Raw genomic sequence first — 15,044 nt, forward strand, 5'->3', positions numbered from 1 at the left:
AATAGCAATGAGCAGCAATTATATACAAGCAGAACAAGAAATCGATACCTATCAAGGCAATGACCTGGGCTTAACCTACACAGCGGAATACTGCGTGTTTAAGATCTGGGCGCCAACTGCCTTCACAGTGTCGCTCGTATTATATGCCACAGGCGGAAACGGGCTGACCCCGCAGACCGCAGATTACAAGGACAGCGGCAAAATTCTTAGTATGGAGCGGGCTGAGGGCGGAGTATGGACGATCCAGGTTCCCGGTAACCTCAAGGGGAAATATTATATGTACCGCGCTGTATTTGCGGACGGGTCGATTAATGAAGCGGCCGATCCTTACGCTACGGCTGTATCGGCCAATGGAACGCGCACAGCCATCGTGGATTTGTCCGAGACAGATCCGGACGGCTGGGAGAGCGATGCCTCTCCAGAGCTGCCGCATCCTGCAGATGCTGTAATCTATGAGCTGCATGTCCGCGATTTCTCATCAGACCCTAGCTCCGGTCTGACGCATAAGGGGAAATTCAAGGCCTTCACCGAGACCGGCCTGCGGGATGAGGCGGGTCATCTGCTGGGCATTGATCATCTGGCTGAGCTGGGCATCACGCATGTTCATCTGCTGCCGGTGTTCGATTATCAGACCGTGGATGAGCTGGGCAAGCCAGGGGAAGAACCGGCATCCTCCATCTTCACAGACTATAACTGGGGCTACGACCCCCAGCACTATAATGTGCCGGAAGGCTCCTACAGCACAGACCCGGCTAACCCGCTAGCCCGTATCCGGGAATTCAAGGAGCTGGTCCAGGCGCTGCACAGCCGCGGCATCTCGGTGATTATGGATGTGGTCTACAATCATACCTATGGTTTCCAGAAGGGCCCCTTCCAGCCGCTGGTTCCGGACTATTACTACCGTCATGATCAGAGCGGCCGGCTCTCTAACGGCTCGGGCGTCGGCAATGAGCTGGCTACAGAACGGCCGATGGTCCGCAAGTATATCAAGGATTCCCTATCCTACTGGGCTAAGGAGTACCATATTGACGGGTTCCGCTTCGATCTGATGGGGCTGATGGACAGCGTGACCATGCGAGAGATTACCGAGGAGCTGCGGCTGGAGATTAATCCGGGGCTGCTGATCTATGGTGAACCGTGGACTGGCGGCGACTCGCCGCTTGCCTCCAAGACGCTGAAGGGCGTGCAGCGCGGCAAAGGCTACGCTGTCTTCAACGACAACTTCCGCGCAGCCATCAAGGGAGACAGCGACGGCTGGGGCAAAGGCTTCGTGACGGGGGAATACGGCAAGGAGGGTGCGATCGCGTCCGGAGTGAGCGGGGCGATTCATGAATTCACCGATGCGCCTACAGAGACTGTGAACTATGTAACCGCACATGATAATCTCAACCTGTGGGACAAAATTCTGGCGACCCGGGGACTTCGCGGGGAAGCCGGACTGCCGGAGCTAGAGGGCGGCAAGCTGCGGGGCGGCGGGGATCTCAAGGCCGCAATAGAGCAGGCGAATCCGTATGTGGGAGTAGATCCCGAGAATGTGCTGGATAATGAGACAGTACGCCGTTCGTTGCTGGCTAATGGAATCATTCTAACCTCGCAGGGAATTCCGTTCCTTCATGCAGGGGATGAGCTGCTGCGCAGCAAATACGGAGATCATAACAGCTACCGCAGCCCGGACTGTATCAATGCGATCCGCTGGAAGAACAAAAGCAAATTCATTGCAGTATTTCAATATTACAAAGGTCTGATTGAGCTGCGCCGGACACATCCGGCCTTCCGCCTGCACGGACGCCAGGAGATTGAACGCAGTCTGGAGTTCCTGCGCTGTGACAGCGGAATCGTTGCCTACAGACTGAAGGATCACGCCGGTGGAGATCCATGGAATAATATCGTGGTGATCTATAATGCCAATATGGAGCCGGTCACCCAGTGCCTCCCGGAGACCTCCGGCTGCTGGAACATCGTAGTCGATCATACCCATGCCGGACCGGAGGCCTTCCGGCAAACGGAGAACGGCAGTGTTGAGGTATTCGGACTGTCGATGATGGTACTCTATGATAAATACGGAGAGCCTGAGCCGAGATCGAAGATTGTGGAAGTTCATTATGACCGCCCGGACGGCGATTACCGGGGCTGGAATCTCTGGGTGTGGGGTACAGGCATTCAGGATGGGCAACGGGACTTCCAGCACATGGAGGAAGGTCATGCCGTAGCACGGATTGAAGTGCTGCCGGGGACCTCCACGATAGGCTACATCCTCCGGCTGAACGATTGGGAGGAGAAAGACGGCACCGCTGACCGCTTCATCGACTGCTCGGGCAGCGGGGAGCAGGTTATCAAGGTGACGGTTCGGGAGCGTAGTCCGGAGCATAGGACAGAGCTGGCTGATCCGCTGCCGCAGACCAGCTAGAACATAAGAAGAGCTGATTAGTTCCTCCCCCAGGGATGGAACCAATCAGCTCTTTTTGGCTAAGAGTTATTAAAGAAGCCTTAGTATAGGAGTGAGCTTCCGCTGGTGCTAGTTCCGCTGATCACTGTACTTCTTATCCACATGCTCGCTGTACAGATTAGCCTCATTGCCGCCATGGTTCTTGGAGCGGTACATCGCCAGATCGGCGGCACGGAGCAGCTCGTTGATGCTGCTGCCGTGCTGCGGGTACAGGGCCACGCCGATGCTGGCAGAGGTGTGGAAGCTGGAGCCCTGGTTGACGGACCAGGATTTGTTGAACAGCTGGAGCAGACGGTTCAGCAGCTCGTCCAGCATTTGCGGGCTGGTGAACCGGTGCAGCACCACCGCGAATTCATCTCCGCCGATCCGGAAGGCCTGGCCGGAGCCCTTCACGGTCTGCTGCAGCTCCCGGGAGAGCAGCTGCAGGAATTCATCTCCGGCCAGATGGCCGAGCGTATCGTTCAGCTGCTTGAAGCGGTCGCAGTCCAGCAGCGCCACGGCGATCTCCTGCCGGCGCTCCTCGGGCTGGTTGATCAGGTTCTCCATGTACATTTTGAAATGGGCACGGTTGGGAATCGCGGTCAGATGATCATAGAAGGCCAGCTTGTGCAGGCGCTCCTCATATTGCTTGCGCTGGGTAATCTCACGCGAGACCAGCATGAACTGTGCCGGGAAATTGCGGCTGCCCGCAATAGGGGTAACCTTGGTCTCCAGCCACACCCAGTGCCCTTCGGCCGAACGCATGCGCAGCTCGGATATTCTCGGTGAAGACTGCACCACACTCTTGAGCTTGGCCCAGGAGATTTCGGCTTCACGGATATAGTTGGAGAGCGGTGCCCCTTTGCTGGGCACATAGCCCAGTGCAGTTGCATGGGAAGGCGAGGCATACAGGATCAGACCGTTCGGATCTGTCAGCACAATGAAGTCGGACATCGTCTCACCGATCAGCTGGTAGAGCGATTGCTCGTCCTGCATTTCGTTCTGCAGGGAGATCAGTCTGCGGCTGAGATAGATGATGACCATAACAAGCAGGAACAGAAATACAGAGTAGACGGCGAACAGGGAGCTTTTGAGATTATTGAACTCTGTCATCACTTGGCTTGCATAGGTGTCAATCTTGTCCTCTGCCTGATTCAAGCTTTCCCGTACCTCATTCAGCTCCGTATGTATGGTGAGGGCAGAATAAGAGGCGGGATTCCAGCTCTTCTGAACCCGCTGCGAGATCAGCTCCCGGCCGTTATCCCTCCACACGGTAAGCGTGGTTCCGAAGTGATCCAGCTCGTTCCTCAGCTCGTCCAGCAGCAGCTCGCTCTGCTTCATTCCATTGAACGGGCTCTTCACAGCATCCAGATTGTAGCGGGCGGTATTGACCCGCTGCAGCGCCTGGGCATTATTGTCCTCGAATTCCTGCGACAGCGTACTGCGCTGCGCGCTGGTCAGCGCCCCGCCGACTGTGGTCTGAAGCGCAAGGGCTGCCTGATAGAGATCGCGGTCGGCGTTCAGAATGAGCTCGGAATTCTGGTAGACGTCACTGTACAGCGAATCGGATAATTTGTTCATCGTATGATTCAGAAACAGCAGGGAGGCCACACTGATCCCAACCAGAAGAACGGTGATGGATGTGAATAATATAATCAGTCTGCGTGTACTTTTGTTTTCCGAAAAAACTGCCACTGTCATCCTCTCCCCGCACAGAACTTTTGCAAATCTCATGGGTGTAGCTTTGGTGCATGCGAAACTTATCCTTATGCGGAATATGGCTTCTTGCAGGCATGTAAGAGAGTATACGTTAGCGAGTCCTAGAAAGCAGGGGAAGAAGGAGGCAATGGAAAGAATAACTTCCGGTTAGATCGCGGTTTCTTTTCACCAGTATATAGGACATCCCTTAAGCAGAGCAATTGCTGAAAAAATAATAAGCCCCGTCAGCTTCCGCTGCGGATGACAGGCCGTGAAGCACACCCTGGAGCCAGAGGGGGAACAGTGGAGACATATCCGTTACAGCCGATACAAAGAACTATTATGTATACCCTACTACTATGTACAAGGTATTCTGACCTTTGAGTCCTATTACCCACTTTTGCTGCAAACGATACCCCTTTGGTATCAATTGTGCATTAAAAATAAAACAGAAAAATCCGCCAGCCCAGGGATCTGAGACTGGCGGATTGAAATGCTGATGATAACGCAGCGTCTAGGATGGCGCTACTCGTTGCGCAGCGCATAGATCGGGCGCATTCTTGCAGCCTTGCTTGCAGGAATCATTCCGAATACGACACCGATGATCAAGGAGAATGAAAAGGAGATGAGGACCATATTCCAGGAAGGCGCCACATTCAAGGTGGTATAGTTACCGACAGCCCAGCTGGCGCCAAGTCCCAGTGCGACTCCGATCAGGCCTCCGGTTCCGCTTAAGACTACGGACTCAATCATGAACTGCATCATAATGTTCTTTTTCTTGGCCCCGATGGCCTTACGGATGCCAATCTCTCTGGTTCGCTCATTGACCGAGACAATCATAATGTTCATAATCCCTATCCCGCCTACAAATAAGGAGATACCGGCGATACCGCCAAGTGCCATGGACAGAGTGGCGCTGGTTTCATTTACCGTTTCCAGCATCTCCCGGGAATCAAAGACAGAGTAGGCGTTCTCGGCGGCATTGAATTTGGCATCAAGGCTGGCCTCCAGCCTGGTTTTGACAGCATCCACATTGTCATTGGAAGTGGTTGTGATCGTAATGGAGCGGATTCCCCTGCTCTGCAGGAACCGTTCGGCTGTAGAGATGGGGATCAGCAGCTTCTCATCGCTTGAGCCGACGCTGGTGGAGCCTTTACTCTCCAGCAGTCCGACGATCTTGAAGCTGCTTCCGTTGATCTGTACCTTTTGGCCTACAGGATTATCTGTACCGAACAGATCCTCTGCCGTATCTGATCCGATTAACGCAACCTTTTGCCTGTATTCTGTATCCATCTCAAGCAGAAATCTTCCGGATTGCACATGGAAATCCTGGACCTCTTCGTAAGCAGGTGTAATGCCTTCAACGGATACGGAAACGTTCTCGGTACCGTGCTTGGCGGTAACGTTCCCGCTGATTACCGGCGATACATTGTCCACCCCTTCAATCTCATTCAGGGCCAGGGCCTCCTCGTAGGTCAGCGAAGTGGTGGCTCCGCGGCCCATAATGTTGACGGTCAGCTGGTTGGTACCCAGGGAGCTTAGGGACTCTGTAATCTGCGAGGTGGTGCCCTGGCCCACAGCGACAAGTGCAATGACGGAGGAGACCCCGATAATAATGCCCAGCATGGTAAGAAAGGCTCTTATTTTACTGCTGAGGATACTTTTGAAGGCCATTTTCATACTCTGGTACAGCATCATGAGGGCACCACCTTCCGATCCTCTACAAGATCCCCATCCTGAATCCGGATCACCCGTTTGGCCTGCTCGGCAATCTCCAGGTCATGCGTGATCAGAATAATGGTATGCCCTTGTACGTTAAGCTCCTTAATCATCTCCAGAACCTCCTTGCCTGTCTTGGAGTCCAGCGCTCCGGTTGGCTCATCGGCAAGCAAAATCGGGGGGGTTCCGGCAAGGGCGCGGGCAATAGCCACACGCTGCTGCTGGCCTCCGGACAGCTCGGAGGGACGGTGATTCATTCTGCTCGCAAGGCCTACCCGGACCAGGGCATTACGGGCAATTTCTCTACGCTCCCTGTGGGACATTCCACGATAGATCAAGGGCAGCTCCACATTCTCTACCGCTGATAACTTCGGCAATAGATTAAAGTTTTGAAATATAAAGCCAATCTTTTCGTTGCGGATCTGGGCCAGCCTGTTGTCAGACAGCTTGCGGATCTCCTGGCCGTCCAGGAAATAATCGCCTTCATTGGCGACATCGAGGCAGCCCAGCATGTTCATCAGGGTGGACTTGCCTGACCCTGACGGACCGATGATCGCAACGAATTCACCGTGATTAATGCTGAAGCTCAGGCTCTTCAGAACCGTCATCGATTCTCCGGCCATCGTGTAGCTGTGCTGCATCTTCTCAACCCGGATCAGCGGCTCTGGTGCGGTCATCGTCCGCCACCGCCTCCGCCGAAGCCTCCGCCGCTGCCACCGCCGCCGAAGCCTCCGCCCCCGCCGGGAAAGCCACCGCTCCCGCCGGTCATTCCTCCGCCGCTGAAGCCGCCGCCCATACCACCCATACCGCCTTGCTGCGGGGAGGTGGCATTGCCTGAGGAGATCACGGTCGGGAGGATTACTTCATCCCCTTCACTTAAGCCGCTGACGATTTCGATGCTGCTCTCATTGTGGATACCAACCTCTACAGCTATCCGTTTCATGCCTGAGGCGAAACCGGCTGCCCCTTTGCTTCCGGCTGCTCTGCCGGGGAACTCCGCACCAGCAGGGAACTCTCCAGACGGAAATTCACCGCCCTGAAATTCTCTGCCGCCGCGGACGCCTGTGCCTCGGGTCCCCGCTTCACTACCGGAGGGTTCACCGTCCGCTGCAGCGCCAGCAGGGGGCTTGGAGTCAGCAGCATCTCTGTCTGTTGTGTTAGCTTGCTCATCCCCGGTTCCCGGCACATTGACAAAGGATTTCCCGTTTATCTTCGTTACAGCTTCGATGGGAACGGTCAGAATATCCTTTTTCTCTTCGATCGTAACCGCCACCTCCGCAGACATGCCGATAAGCACACCCTCCGAGTTATTTAATCCTACAGTGACATTGAACAGGGAGACGCCATTAGAGGAGGTCCCTTCTTTGGCGATATCTATAACTTTACCGGTAAAAGATTTGTCCTCAAGGGCATCCAGTGTAATGGTAGAGGCTTGATTCAGCTTGATTTTGGGGATGTCCAGCTCGTCTACCTGCACGGTTACGCTTAGATTCACGTAGTCGGTCATGGTGAACAGCTCTGTACCATTCTGGGCCTGTTCACCGTCCGTAATATTCACGGCAGTGATCGTTCCATCGATCGGAGCGGTCAGCGGATCAGGCGGAGCCATATCTTCATGGATGGCAGCAATGGATTCCTGCCCGTCCACGATATCGCTATTGGCTTTATCGATGGCTTTTTTTGCCGATTCCAGCTCTTCCTCTGTCGCGTTATTCATAGCCAGCGTCTTGTAGCTCTCCTGTTTATTCTCAAGCTCCGTCTTGAGATTCTCCAGTGACTTTGTCGCTTCCTTCAGCTTATCGTCCAGATCGCCCGCAACAAATGTGATCAGCACAGCACCTTTTTTAACAACATCGCCTTTCTTAACCATGACCGTATCGACCTTCCCGGCTTCTTTGGTACGGATGCTCTCGCTGTTGATCGCCGATACTGCACCTGAACCCGAGACACCCACCAGGATATCCCCCTTACTGGCAACTGCCGTATTCAGCGGAGCGGCATTGATCTGCCGGTTCTGATCCGGCCAGAGCTTATAGCCCGCAATCCCTGCAATAGCAACGAGGACTATCGCTGAAGCGATAATGATGATCTTCTTCTTATTCATTGTGCAGCTCCTTCGGGGGAAGAGGTGGTTGCTTTGGCGGTAACCTCAAGGGAATAGGCCTGGCTGGCGAGCTCTGTCCGTACTCCCTGGAATTCATCGTAGAATTTAAGGGCGTAGGTGCCGGAGCTCAGATTTTTGAACAGGGCGCTGGTAAGGGTCGTAGAATAAGAGTTGTTGATTCCCAGTGTCAAGTCGGTTCCCAGCGTCAGTGCTTTCTCGTGAGATTGTCCATAAGGATCGATAACCTGAAGGATGAGCTTATGCTGGTAAGCACCTGTCTGGTAGGTAGTATCCTGATTGAGATTGTAATTGAACGTCACAGCAATGCTGCTTGCGCCCTTGGTGAGTTCCCCTGTAGAGCTGGTAACTGCCAGTGTATAAGGGAAAAGTGGAACAGAAGCCAGATTGGTCAGAGGCGTAACCTCTGCCGGTGTCAGTGTCAGCGCTGCCGTATTGACGTATCCCGTCACAGCCGTTCCTGCGGCAGTCAGCTTGCCATCCGCAATCGACTGGCTGATATACAGCTCAAGACCTGTGGTGTCCAGGGTGGCCGGGACTTTCGCCCAGAAGGTAACCAGTGTTTTGCCCCCAGGGCTGGTCGACAGCTCGGACTGGTTGGCAGTTGCTTCAAAATATTGCCCGTCAGCAGTCCTGAACTGTGCATATAGACGGGCCAGATCTGCCTGCCGGACTTCATCGCTGTTCATTTCCACTTCGCTGTACACCAGGTTCGAGCCGGTTCCTGTATACAGGAGGGTGGAGCGCTCCTTCACGGTGGCTTTTTTGCCGGTGGCGGTGATCTTGAAGGCTTCCCCTGCAGCCACCGGAGCTACACTCTTAACGGTGCTGTCGCTTGTGCTGAGAGTGAGGAACTGCGACACCTCTGTACCCTTGGTCTCCTGGAGGATGAGCTTGATTTGTCTGACCTCCAGGGTATATGGAATATGGCCTTGAACCGTGATCTGAGTGCTGGCACCCGGGGCAAGCACCGAAGAGCTGTTGTCCGTATAAGTCTGCGAAGAGGAACTGAGATCCTTCTGATCTACCAGGAGTACGCCGGTAAGAGCAGGTAAGGTAATGGATTTGGACGTTGCATTGCGTATCGTTAGTACAGCCTGTACGAGATCCTCGCTGCCCCAAGGCAGACGCAGCAGCGAGTCCAGAGTGACAGCGAAGGTGCCATAGGTATTGGTTACGCTGGTCTCAGAGGCGAGATGAATCTGTCTCTCAGGCGTATAAGGGATGCGGAAATAGGCCACAGGCAGCGTTACTTTATCCGCGCTGGCTGCGGGAGCGATCATTCGCAGCTCCAGCGAATTCTGAGCCAGCTCCAGCGGAACACTGGCGCTCAGCTCAATCAGCTTTTCTTCCAGCGGCTTCAGGGTCAGGCCGCTCAAGGCAGTGGCCGTCACCGGGAAGCTATAGCCTTCCGCCGACTTGACGTTAAGCTCATAAGCAGGCAAAGTAACGGCTGTGCTGCCGGTATTCTTCACCCGGAGCTGATAGCTCCAGACACCATTCCCGTTATCCGCATGCACACTTGCCTTCAGCAGCTGCAAGTCCACCAGATTGCTGTCGATGGAGACCTTTTTGGTATAGCCCGCTGCTACAGTGAAATCTGCATTTACTGCAGCCGGAAGTGCGTAGGAAGAGACAGGCAGGTACAGCTTGAGTCCTTCATCCAGCTTGGCAATCTGCAGTGTCATCTTGCTGAGATTCATGTAGGAGGGGATCTCGGTCATATAATAGAGCGTCTTCTTCTCCTGAGGCTGAAGCTTGAATTCGGAGCTGCTGTCATCCAGCGTAAGCGTGAAGACAGAGCCGCCCGAGGATTTCAGGTACAAGGTATAGCCCGGATCTGTAAGCACTTTGGTACCCAGATTGGTTAGGCTAAGCCCGACCTTGGCATAGACTTTGCTGTTATATTTGTAGATTTGCACGGATTCGGCTTTGGTGCCGGCAGTAATGCCGCCGAGTTCAACCTTTCGGGTCTCCCCTGTAAGTGAGGACAGAGAATAATTGGAAGGAATCGTGAACGTGCCTATACGCTGTTCATAATTAGCGGCGCTGAAATTCCAGCCGTAGATGTTGATTTTGAGTCCTTTGACTGAGGCGGCGGTTCCAATATTCGCATAGTATGTAAGACTGGTGCTTTGTTTAGCAGGGATTTTCTTGACCGCACTGTCTGCGCTGACCGGAATTCCCTTAATGATGCTGCCGCCCGCAGTTACAATTTTGGAGAAATAGTCCGCCAGATTGACGCTGCTGCCGGCAGTGTTGGTATAGGTAAGCGTGTAGGTGAGAATATTACCGCCGGTTTGGCTCTGAATCCCTACATGGCTCAGCTTCACCTGAAGCGCGGTACCGAGCTTGAGCGCACTTAGACCGTTAAGTGTGGAGACTTCCGTGACCGCGCTTGCTGCTGTGGCAGCCGTTGAACCGGATGAAGCGGCATAGGCCGCGGTTCCCGGGCTTCCTGCGGTTTGACTTGCGGCAATTGTGCTGAGCAGCAGCAGAACAAATGCTTTTTTTCGTGTAAGCATGTAATTTCCTCCTTGTGTGATCTCTTAAGGGAAAATATCAACATTGACTGAATGTCCGCTGAAAAAAAAGCCGTCAAACCGCGCTGAAGCTTAAAGGGAGCTTAAAAAAAGATAAAAAATAAGCGGAATTTGTGCGGCTTGTCAAACTGGCTGTTTTTGCATATAATAGATGGGCATATCTTCCCAAGTGAGGATCGAAGTGCAGAGGTTATAATCCGCATACATGCAATGATGGAGAAGAGTACGCAGTGCCTGGCTTACAGGGAGGAAGCGCCGCAGATTGAGAGCGTTTCTAAGAGAGCAGAGCTGCCGAAGTTCACTCCGGAGCAGTTCCCTGAATGTGCTTGAAGAGCACTAGTAGGGGGGACCGGCCGCAGACCGTTATTTCTGTATAAAGTGAGACAGGTCTTTGCCGCACCGAAAGAGGGAATAGTGCTCTTAAGGGAAGCGTACGGCCGTCTAACAAGGGTGGTACCACGGTCTTTTCGTCCCTTTACCGGGAGGAAAGGCCTTTTTTTGTTGAACAATACGAGATTTGAGGGGGCAGTACAAGCCATGAAAGACAAATTGGAAGCACTGAAGGCTGAGGCGCTGACGAAGCTGCAGGCGGTAAACGATCCGCAGATTCTGAATGACCTGCGCGTCAAATACCTTGGCAAAAAAGGCGAGCTGACAGAGGTTCTGCGCGGTATGGGCGGATTAAGCGCGGAGGAGCGTCCGGTGATCGGCCAGGTGGCCAATCTGGTGCGCAGCGCCATTGAAGAGGTGATCAGCGCCAAGCAGGAGCTGTTCCAGCAGCAGGAGACAGAGAGCCGCCTGAATGCGGAGAAGGTCGATGTAACCCTGCCGGGCCGCGGCCTGCCGCAGGGCGGGATTCATCCGCTGAGCCGGGTGCTCCAGGAGATCGAAGATATCTTCATCGGCATGGGCTTCCGGATCGCTGAAGGGCCGGAGGTGGAGACGGACTATTACAACTTCGAGGCGCTGAACCTGCCGAAGAACCATCCGGCCCGGGACATGCAGGATTCCTTCTATATCACGGATGATATTCTGATGCGTACCCAGACCTCGCCGGTACAGGTGCGTACCATGCAGGCGGCGAACGGGGAGTCTCCGGTCAAAATCATCTGTCCCGGCAAAGTCTTCCGCCGCGACGATGACGATGCGACCCACTCCTTCCAGTTCCATCAGATTGAAGGCCTGGTCATCGGCCGCAATATCCGCATGAGCGACCTGAAGGGTACCCTGCAGCAGTTCACCAAGGAGATGTTCGGCCCCGCAGCCGGCATCCGCCTGCGCCCAAGCTTCTTCCCGTTCACGGAGCCGAGTGTTGAAGTCGATGTGAACTGCTTCAAATGCGGCGGCAGCGGCTGCCGTCTCTGCAAGCAGAGCGGCTGGCTGGAGATTCTCGGCGCCGGTATGGTGCACCCGAATGTGCTGCGGATGGGCGGATACGATCCGGAAGTTTACAGCGGATTCGCGTTCGGCATGGGTGCGGAACGGATCGCGATGCTGAAATACGGCATCGATGACATCCGCTACTTCTACACGAATGATATGGGCTTTGTGAAGCAGTTCAAGGGTATTTAGGGATTTGGCGGGTGTGCGCGGGGGCGTTGGACGATTGCATGAAAAGGTAATGAGGTGCTGGTTTACTTTGAATCAAAGACTGTAATAGAAGGGCCGGAGGGGAATTTTGGAACTGTAGGAGCGCTAGCGTCCGCCTTTGTATTTGAATTTCTACCGCGTGAAGCGGTTCTGATCAGGAAATTCAAATACAACAGCGGCCGGAAGTCCAAATATTCTCTGTATCAACACTGCAATGCAGAATTTTCTTGCGCGAAGTTGACGTGGGCTTGTTTATATCCGCTTCCGCTCCCCAGCACAACCGGCATGGAGATCAATACATCTGAAACAAAAAGGAAGTGTGCGATTATGAAAGTATCAACCGCCTGGCTGGCCGATTATATATCGCTGGAAGGAGTGACCGCTGATCAACTGGCGGACAAAATCACCACCGCCGGCATTGAGATTGACGGAGTAGAACGCCGTAACAAAGGGATCTCCGGGATTGTGACCGGCTACGTGAAATCCAAGGAGAAGCACCCGGACGCCGATAAGCTGAATATCTGTATCGTCGATGCCGGGCAGGGCGAGGATCTGCAGATCGTCTGCGGAGCGAAGAATGTCGCAGCGGGCCAGAAGGTTCCGGTCGCGCTGGTAGGTGCCAAGCTGCCGGGCCTGGAGATCAAAAAAGCCAAGCTGCGCGGCGTGCTGTCGCAGGGGATGATCTGCTCGGCCAAAGAGCTGGGCCTGAACGACAAGCTGCTGCCCAAAGAGCTGCAGGAGGGCATTCTCGTGCTGCCGGAGCAGACCGAGGTGGGCCAGGATATTCTCAAGGTGCTCGGACTGAATGACGAAATCCTTGATTTCGACCTGACGCCGAACCGTTCCGACTGCTTGAGCATGATCGGTGCCGCTTATGAGGTAAGCGCGGTACTGGGCCGTGAGCTGAAGCTGGCTGATCCGGCGGCAGAGCTTGTAGAAACGGGCGGGAAGGCTGCGGACTCCATCACGGTTACGATTGAGGATGAGGCATTCTGCAGCCATTATGCCGTGCGTTATATTGCCGGAGTGAAGACCGCGCCGTCCCCGCTGTGGATTCAGAACCGCCTGATGGCGGCCGGGGTACGTCCGATTAACAATATCGTAGACATCACCAACTACGTGATGCTGGAATACGGGCAGCCGCTGCATGCATTTGACGGCGGGCAGCTCCAGGGCGGAACCATCGGTGTACGGTTTGCCCGTGAAGGGGAAGGACTGGTTACCCTTGACGGACAAGAGCGCAAGCTTGCGCCGCAGATGCTGGTCATTGCCGACGGCTCAGGCGCAATTGGCCTGGCCGGAGTGATGGGCGGACTGTCTACAGAGGTTACCGCAGACACCGTTAATATCGTACTGGAATCGGCCAAATTCGATGGCGGAACGGTACGCAAGACCTCGCGTCAGCTCGGTCTGCGCTCGGAAGCGTCCCAGCGGTTCGAGAAGGAAGTTGACCCGAATGCGGTCATCCCTGCGCTTAACCGCGCGGCTGCACTGATTGCCCGGTATGCCGGAGGAACGGTGCATGAAGGGATTGTCCAGGCCGGCAGCGCCGCTGCTCAGGAGAAGGTGCTGAACTTATCGCTGGAGAAGCTGAACCGCTATCTCGGGACAGATCTGTCATTGCTGGAAGTGAAAACCCTGTTCGGACGCCTGCACTTCAAGTGCGGTGATGCGGCTCAGGGAATCGTCGAGGTCGAGGTGCCGACACGGCGCGGAGACATTACGCAGGATGTGGATCTGATTGAAGAGATCGCCCGCTTGTACGGCTACGACAACATCCCGACCACCCTGATCGAAGGCACAACAACACCGGGCGCGCTTACCAGACAGCAATCTCTGCGCCGCGAGCTGCGCCGCCTGCTCTCGCTGGGCGGATATCAGGAGGTTATGGGCTATTCCTTCATCCAGCCGGAGCAGAGCACGCTCTTCCCTATGCTGGCGGAAGGCAAGCAGTCTGTGAAGCTGGCGATGCCGATGAGCGAGGAGCGCAGCGTGCTGCGTACCAGCCTGCTGCCGCAGCTGCTGGAGATTGCCCTCTACAATACGAACCGCCGCCAAGGCGATCTGGCGTTATTCGAAATCGGCAACGTCTTCTTCACGGAGGAGGAAGTCCTTACCCGCCAGCCGAGCGAGCTGCCGGTGCTGGGGCTGCTGCTGAGCGGTACGCGTGCAGCCAAGCAGTGGAACGTGGCTGCTGAGCCGGTGGATTTCTTCGACCTTAAGGGTGCGCTGGAGACTGTATTTGCACATCTGGGCCTTACGGAACGCGTAGTCTATGAAGGTGACGCGCCTGAAGGCTATCATCCGGGACGCTCCGCTTCCATCTATCTGCTTCAGGCAGAGGGCCGTGTGAAGATCGGTTCGATGGGGCAGATTCATCCCGAGCTGCAACGCCGGATGGATCTGGAGGATACCTATGTATCCGAAGTCCTGCTGCAGCCGCTCTATGATGCGGCACGCGCCCAGCTGCAGTACAGCGAGCTTCACCGCTTCCCGGGCATGGAGCGGGACATTGCGGTGGTAGTCGATGACGCGGTTCCGGCAGGTGACCTGATCGCGGCGATCCGTGAGCACGGTGGCACTCTGCTGCAAAATGTGCAGGTATTCGATATCTACACAGGAGGCAAGATGGAGGCAGGCAAGAAGAGTGTTGCCCTGTCGCTCCTGTACCGCCATACCGAGCATACGCTGACTGACGAAGAGGTTGTGGAAGTGCATGACAAAGTGGTCTCTGCCCTTGAACAAACTTTTGGTGCAGAATTAAGAAAATAGCAGGAATTGTGCAAAGCCGCAGCGAATCCATTTAGAAACAGAGATTCCCTGCGGCTTTTCTGTACCCTTGTGAAGTGCGGAGGAACATGCAAATAAATGCAATGGACGCGTGCTTTTGCCAAAGGTCAGGAAATCACGCTACAATAGGAGCAAGAGCAAAGAAACCAACTTAGAA

The 15,044-nt window shown here is 54.8% G+C and carries 8 protein-coding genes and 1 other annotated feature; of the genes, 3 read left to right on the plus strand and 5 right to left on the minus strand.

The features are described 5' to 3' along the window. Positions 1-7 precede the first annotated feature (7 nt). A complete protein-coding gene (gene pulA, locus NYE26_RS07040; protein WP_339254903.1) occupies positions 8-2,407 on the plus strand; it encodes a type I pullulanase in 2,400 nt (799 codons plus the stop codon). 108 nt (positions 2,408-2,515) lie between these two features. On the opposite strand, the gene NYE26_RS07045 is transcribed toward pulA, so the two are convergent. The 5 genes from NYE26_RS07045 to NYE26_RS07065 form a co-directional block, all read right to left on the minus strand. Further along, positions 2,516-4,120 carry a sensor domain-containing diguanylate cyclase gene (locus tag NYE26_RS07045; protein ID WP_209878404.1) on the minus strand — a complete coding sequence of 535 codons (1,605 nt, stop codon included), beginning with the start codon at positions 4,118-4,120 and terminating at the stop codon, positions 2,516-2,518. A 528-nt stretch (positions 4,121-4,648) separates the two neighbouring features. Beyond that, positions 4,649-5,821 (minus strand): ABC transporter permease, encoded by a 1,173-nt coding sequence (locus NYE26_RS07050; RefSeq protein ID WP_339254906.1) that lies wholly within the window; start codon positions 5,819-5,821, stop codon positions 4,649-4,651. After that, positions 5,818-6,519: an ABC transporter ATP-binding protein gene (locus NYE26_RS07055; RefSeq protein WP_339254908.1), complete on the minus strand. Its 702-nt coding sequence runs from the start codon at positions 6,517-6,519 to the stop codon at positions 5,818-5,820. The genes NYE26_RS07050 and NYE26_RS07055 overlap by 4 nt, the downstream gene beginning before the upstream one ends. Then, on the minus strand, positions 6,516-7,946 hold the full coding sequence (locus NYE26_RS07060; protein ID WP_339254909.1) for an efflux RND transporter periplasmic adaptor subunit: 1,431 nt from the start codon (positions 7,944-7,946) through the stop codon (positions 6,516-6,518). Before NYE26_RS07060 ends, NYE26_RS07055 begins: the two co-directional genes overlap by 4 nt. After that, positions 7,943-10,489: a hypothetical protein gene (locus tag NYE26_RS07065; RefSeq protein WP_339254910.1), complete on the minus strand. Its 2,547-nt coding sequence runs from the start codon at positions 10,487-10,489 to the stop codon at positions 7,943-7,945. The genes NYE26_RS07060 and NYE26_RS07065 overlap by 4 nt, the downstream gene beginning before the upstream one ends. 219 nt (positions 10,490-10,708) lie before the next feature. Then, positions 10,709-10,985: a binding site (T-box leader), on the plus strand. Positions 10,986-11,044: 59 nt separating this feature from the next. Between NYE26_RS07065 and pheS the strand changes: the two genes are divergently transcribed. Next, on the plus strand, positions 11,045-12,079 hold the full coding sequence (pheS, locus tag NYE26_RS07070) for a phenylalanine--tRNA ligase subunit alpha (RefSeq protein ID WP_339254912.1): 1,035 nt from the start codon (positions 11,045-11,047) through the stop codon (positions 12,077-12,079). A gap of 345 nt (positions 12,080-12,424) precedes the next feature. Continuing rightward, the gene (gene pheT, locus NYE26_RS07075) at positions 12,425-14,869 is read left to right on the plus strand and encodes a phenylalanine--tRNA ligase subunit beta (RefSeq protein ID WP_339254914.1); all 2,445 of its coding nucleotides are present in this window, start codon (positions 12,425-12,427) and stop codon (positions 14,867-14,869) included. Positions 14,870-15,044 lie beyond the last annotated feature (175 nt).

Origin of the sequence: Paenibacillus sp. FSL P2-0136 (assembly GCF_037975325.1) — a bacterium.
GTDB lineage: Bacteria > Bacillota > Bacilli > Paenibacillales > Paenibacillaceae > Paenibacillus_AQ > Paenibacillus_AQ silagei.

What these genes read in the sequence shown, in the direction of transcription:
- pheS (WP_339254912.1), top strand. Translation starts at nt 11,045, where the DNA reads ATGAAAGACAAATTGGAAGCACTGAAGGCTGAGGCGCTGACGAAGCTG.
- NYE26_RS07050 (WP_339254906.1), bottom strand. Translation starts at nt 5,821, where the DNA reads ATGATGCTGTACCAGAGTATGAAAATGGCCTTCAAAAGTATCCTCAGC.
- pheT (WP_339254914.1), top strand. Translation starts at nt 12,425, where the DNA reads ATGAAAGTATCAACCGCCTGGCTGGCCGATTATATATCGCTGGAAGGA.
- NYE26_RS07060 (WP_339254909.1), bottom strand. Translation starts at nt 7,946, where the DNA reads ATGAATAAGAAGAAGATCATCATTATCGCTTCAGCGATAGTCCTCGTT.
- pulA (WP_339254903.1), top strand. Translation starts at nt 8, where the DNA reads ATGAGCAGCAATTATATACAAGCAGAACAAGAAATCGATACCTATCAA.
- NYE26_RS07055 (WP_339254908.1), bottom strand. Translation starts at nt 6,519, where the DNA reads ATGACCGCACCAGAGCCGCTGATCCGGGTTGAGAAGATGCAGCACAGC.
- NYE26_RS07065 (WP_339254910.1), bottom strand. Translation starts at nt 10,489, where the DNA reads ATGCTTACACGAAAAAAAGCATTTGTTCTGCTGCTGCTCAGCACAATT.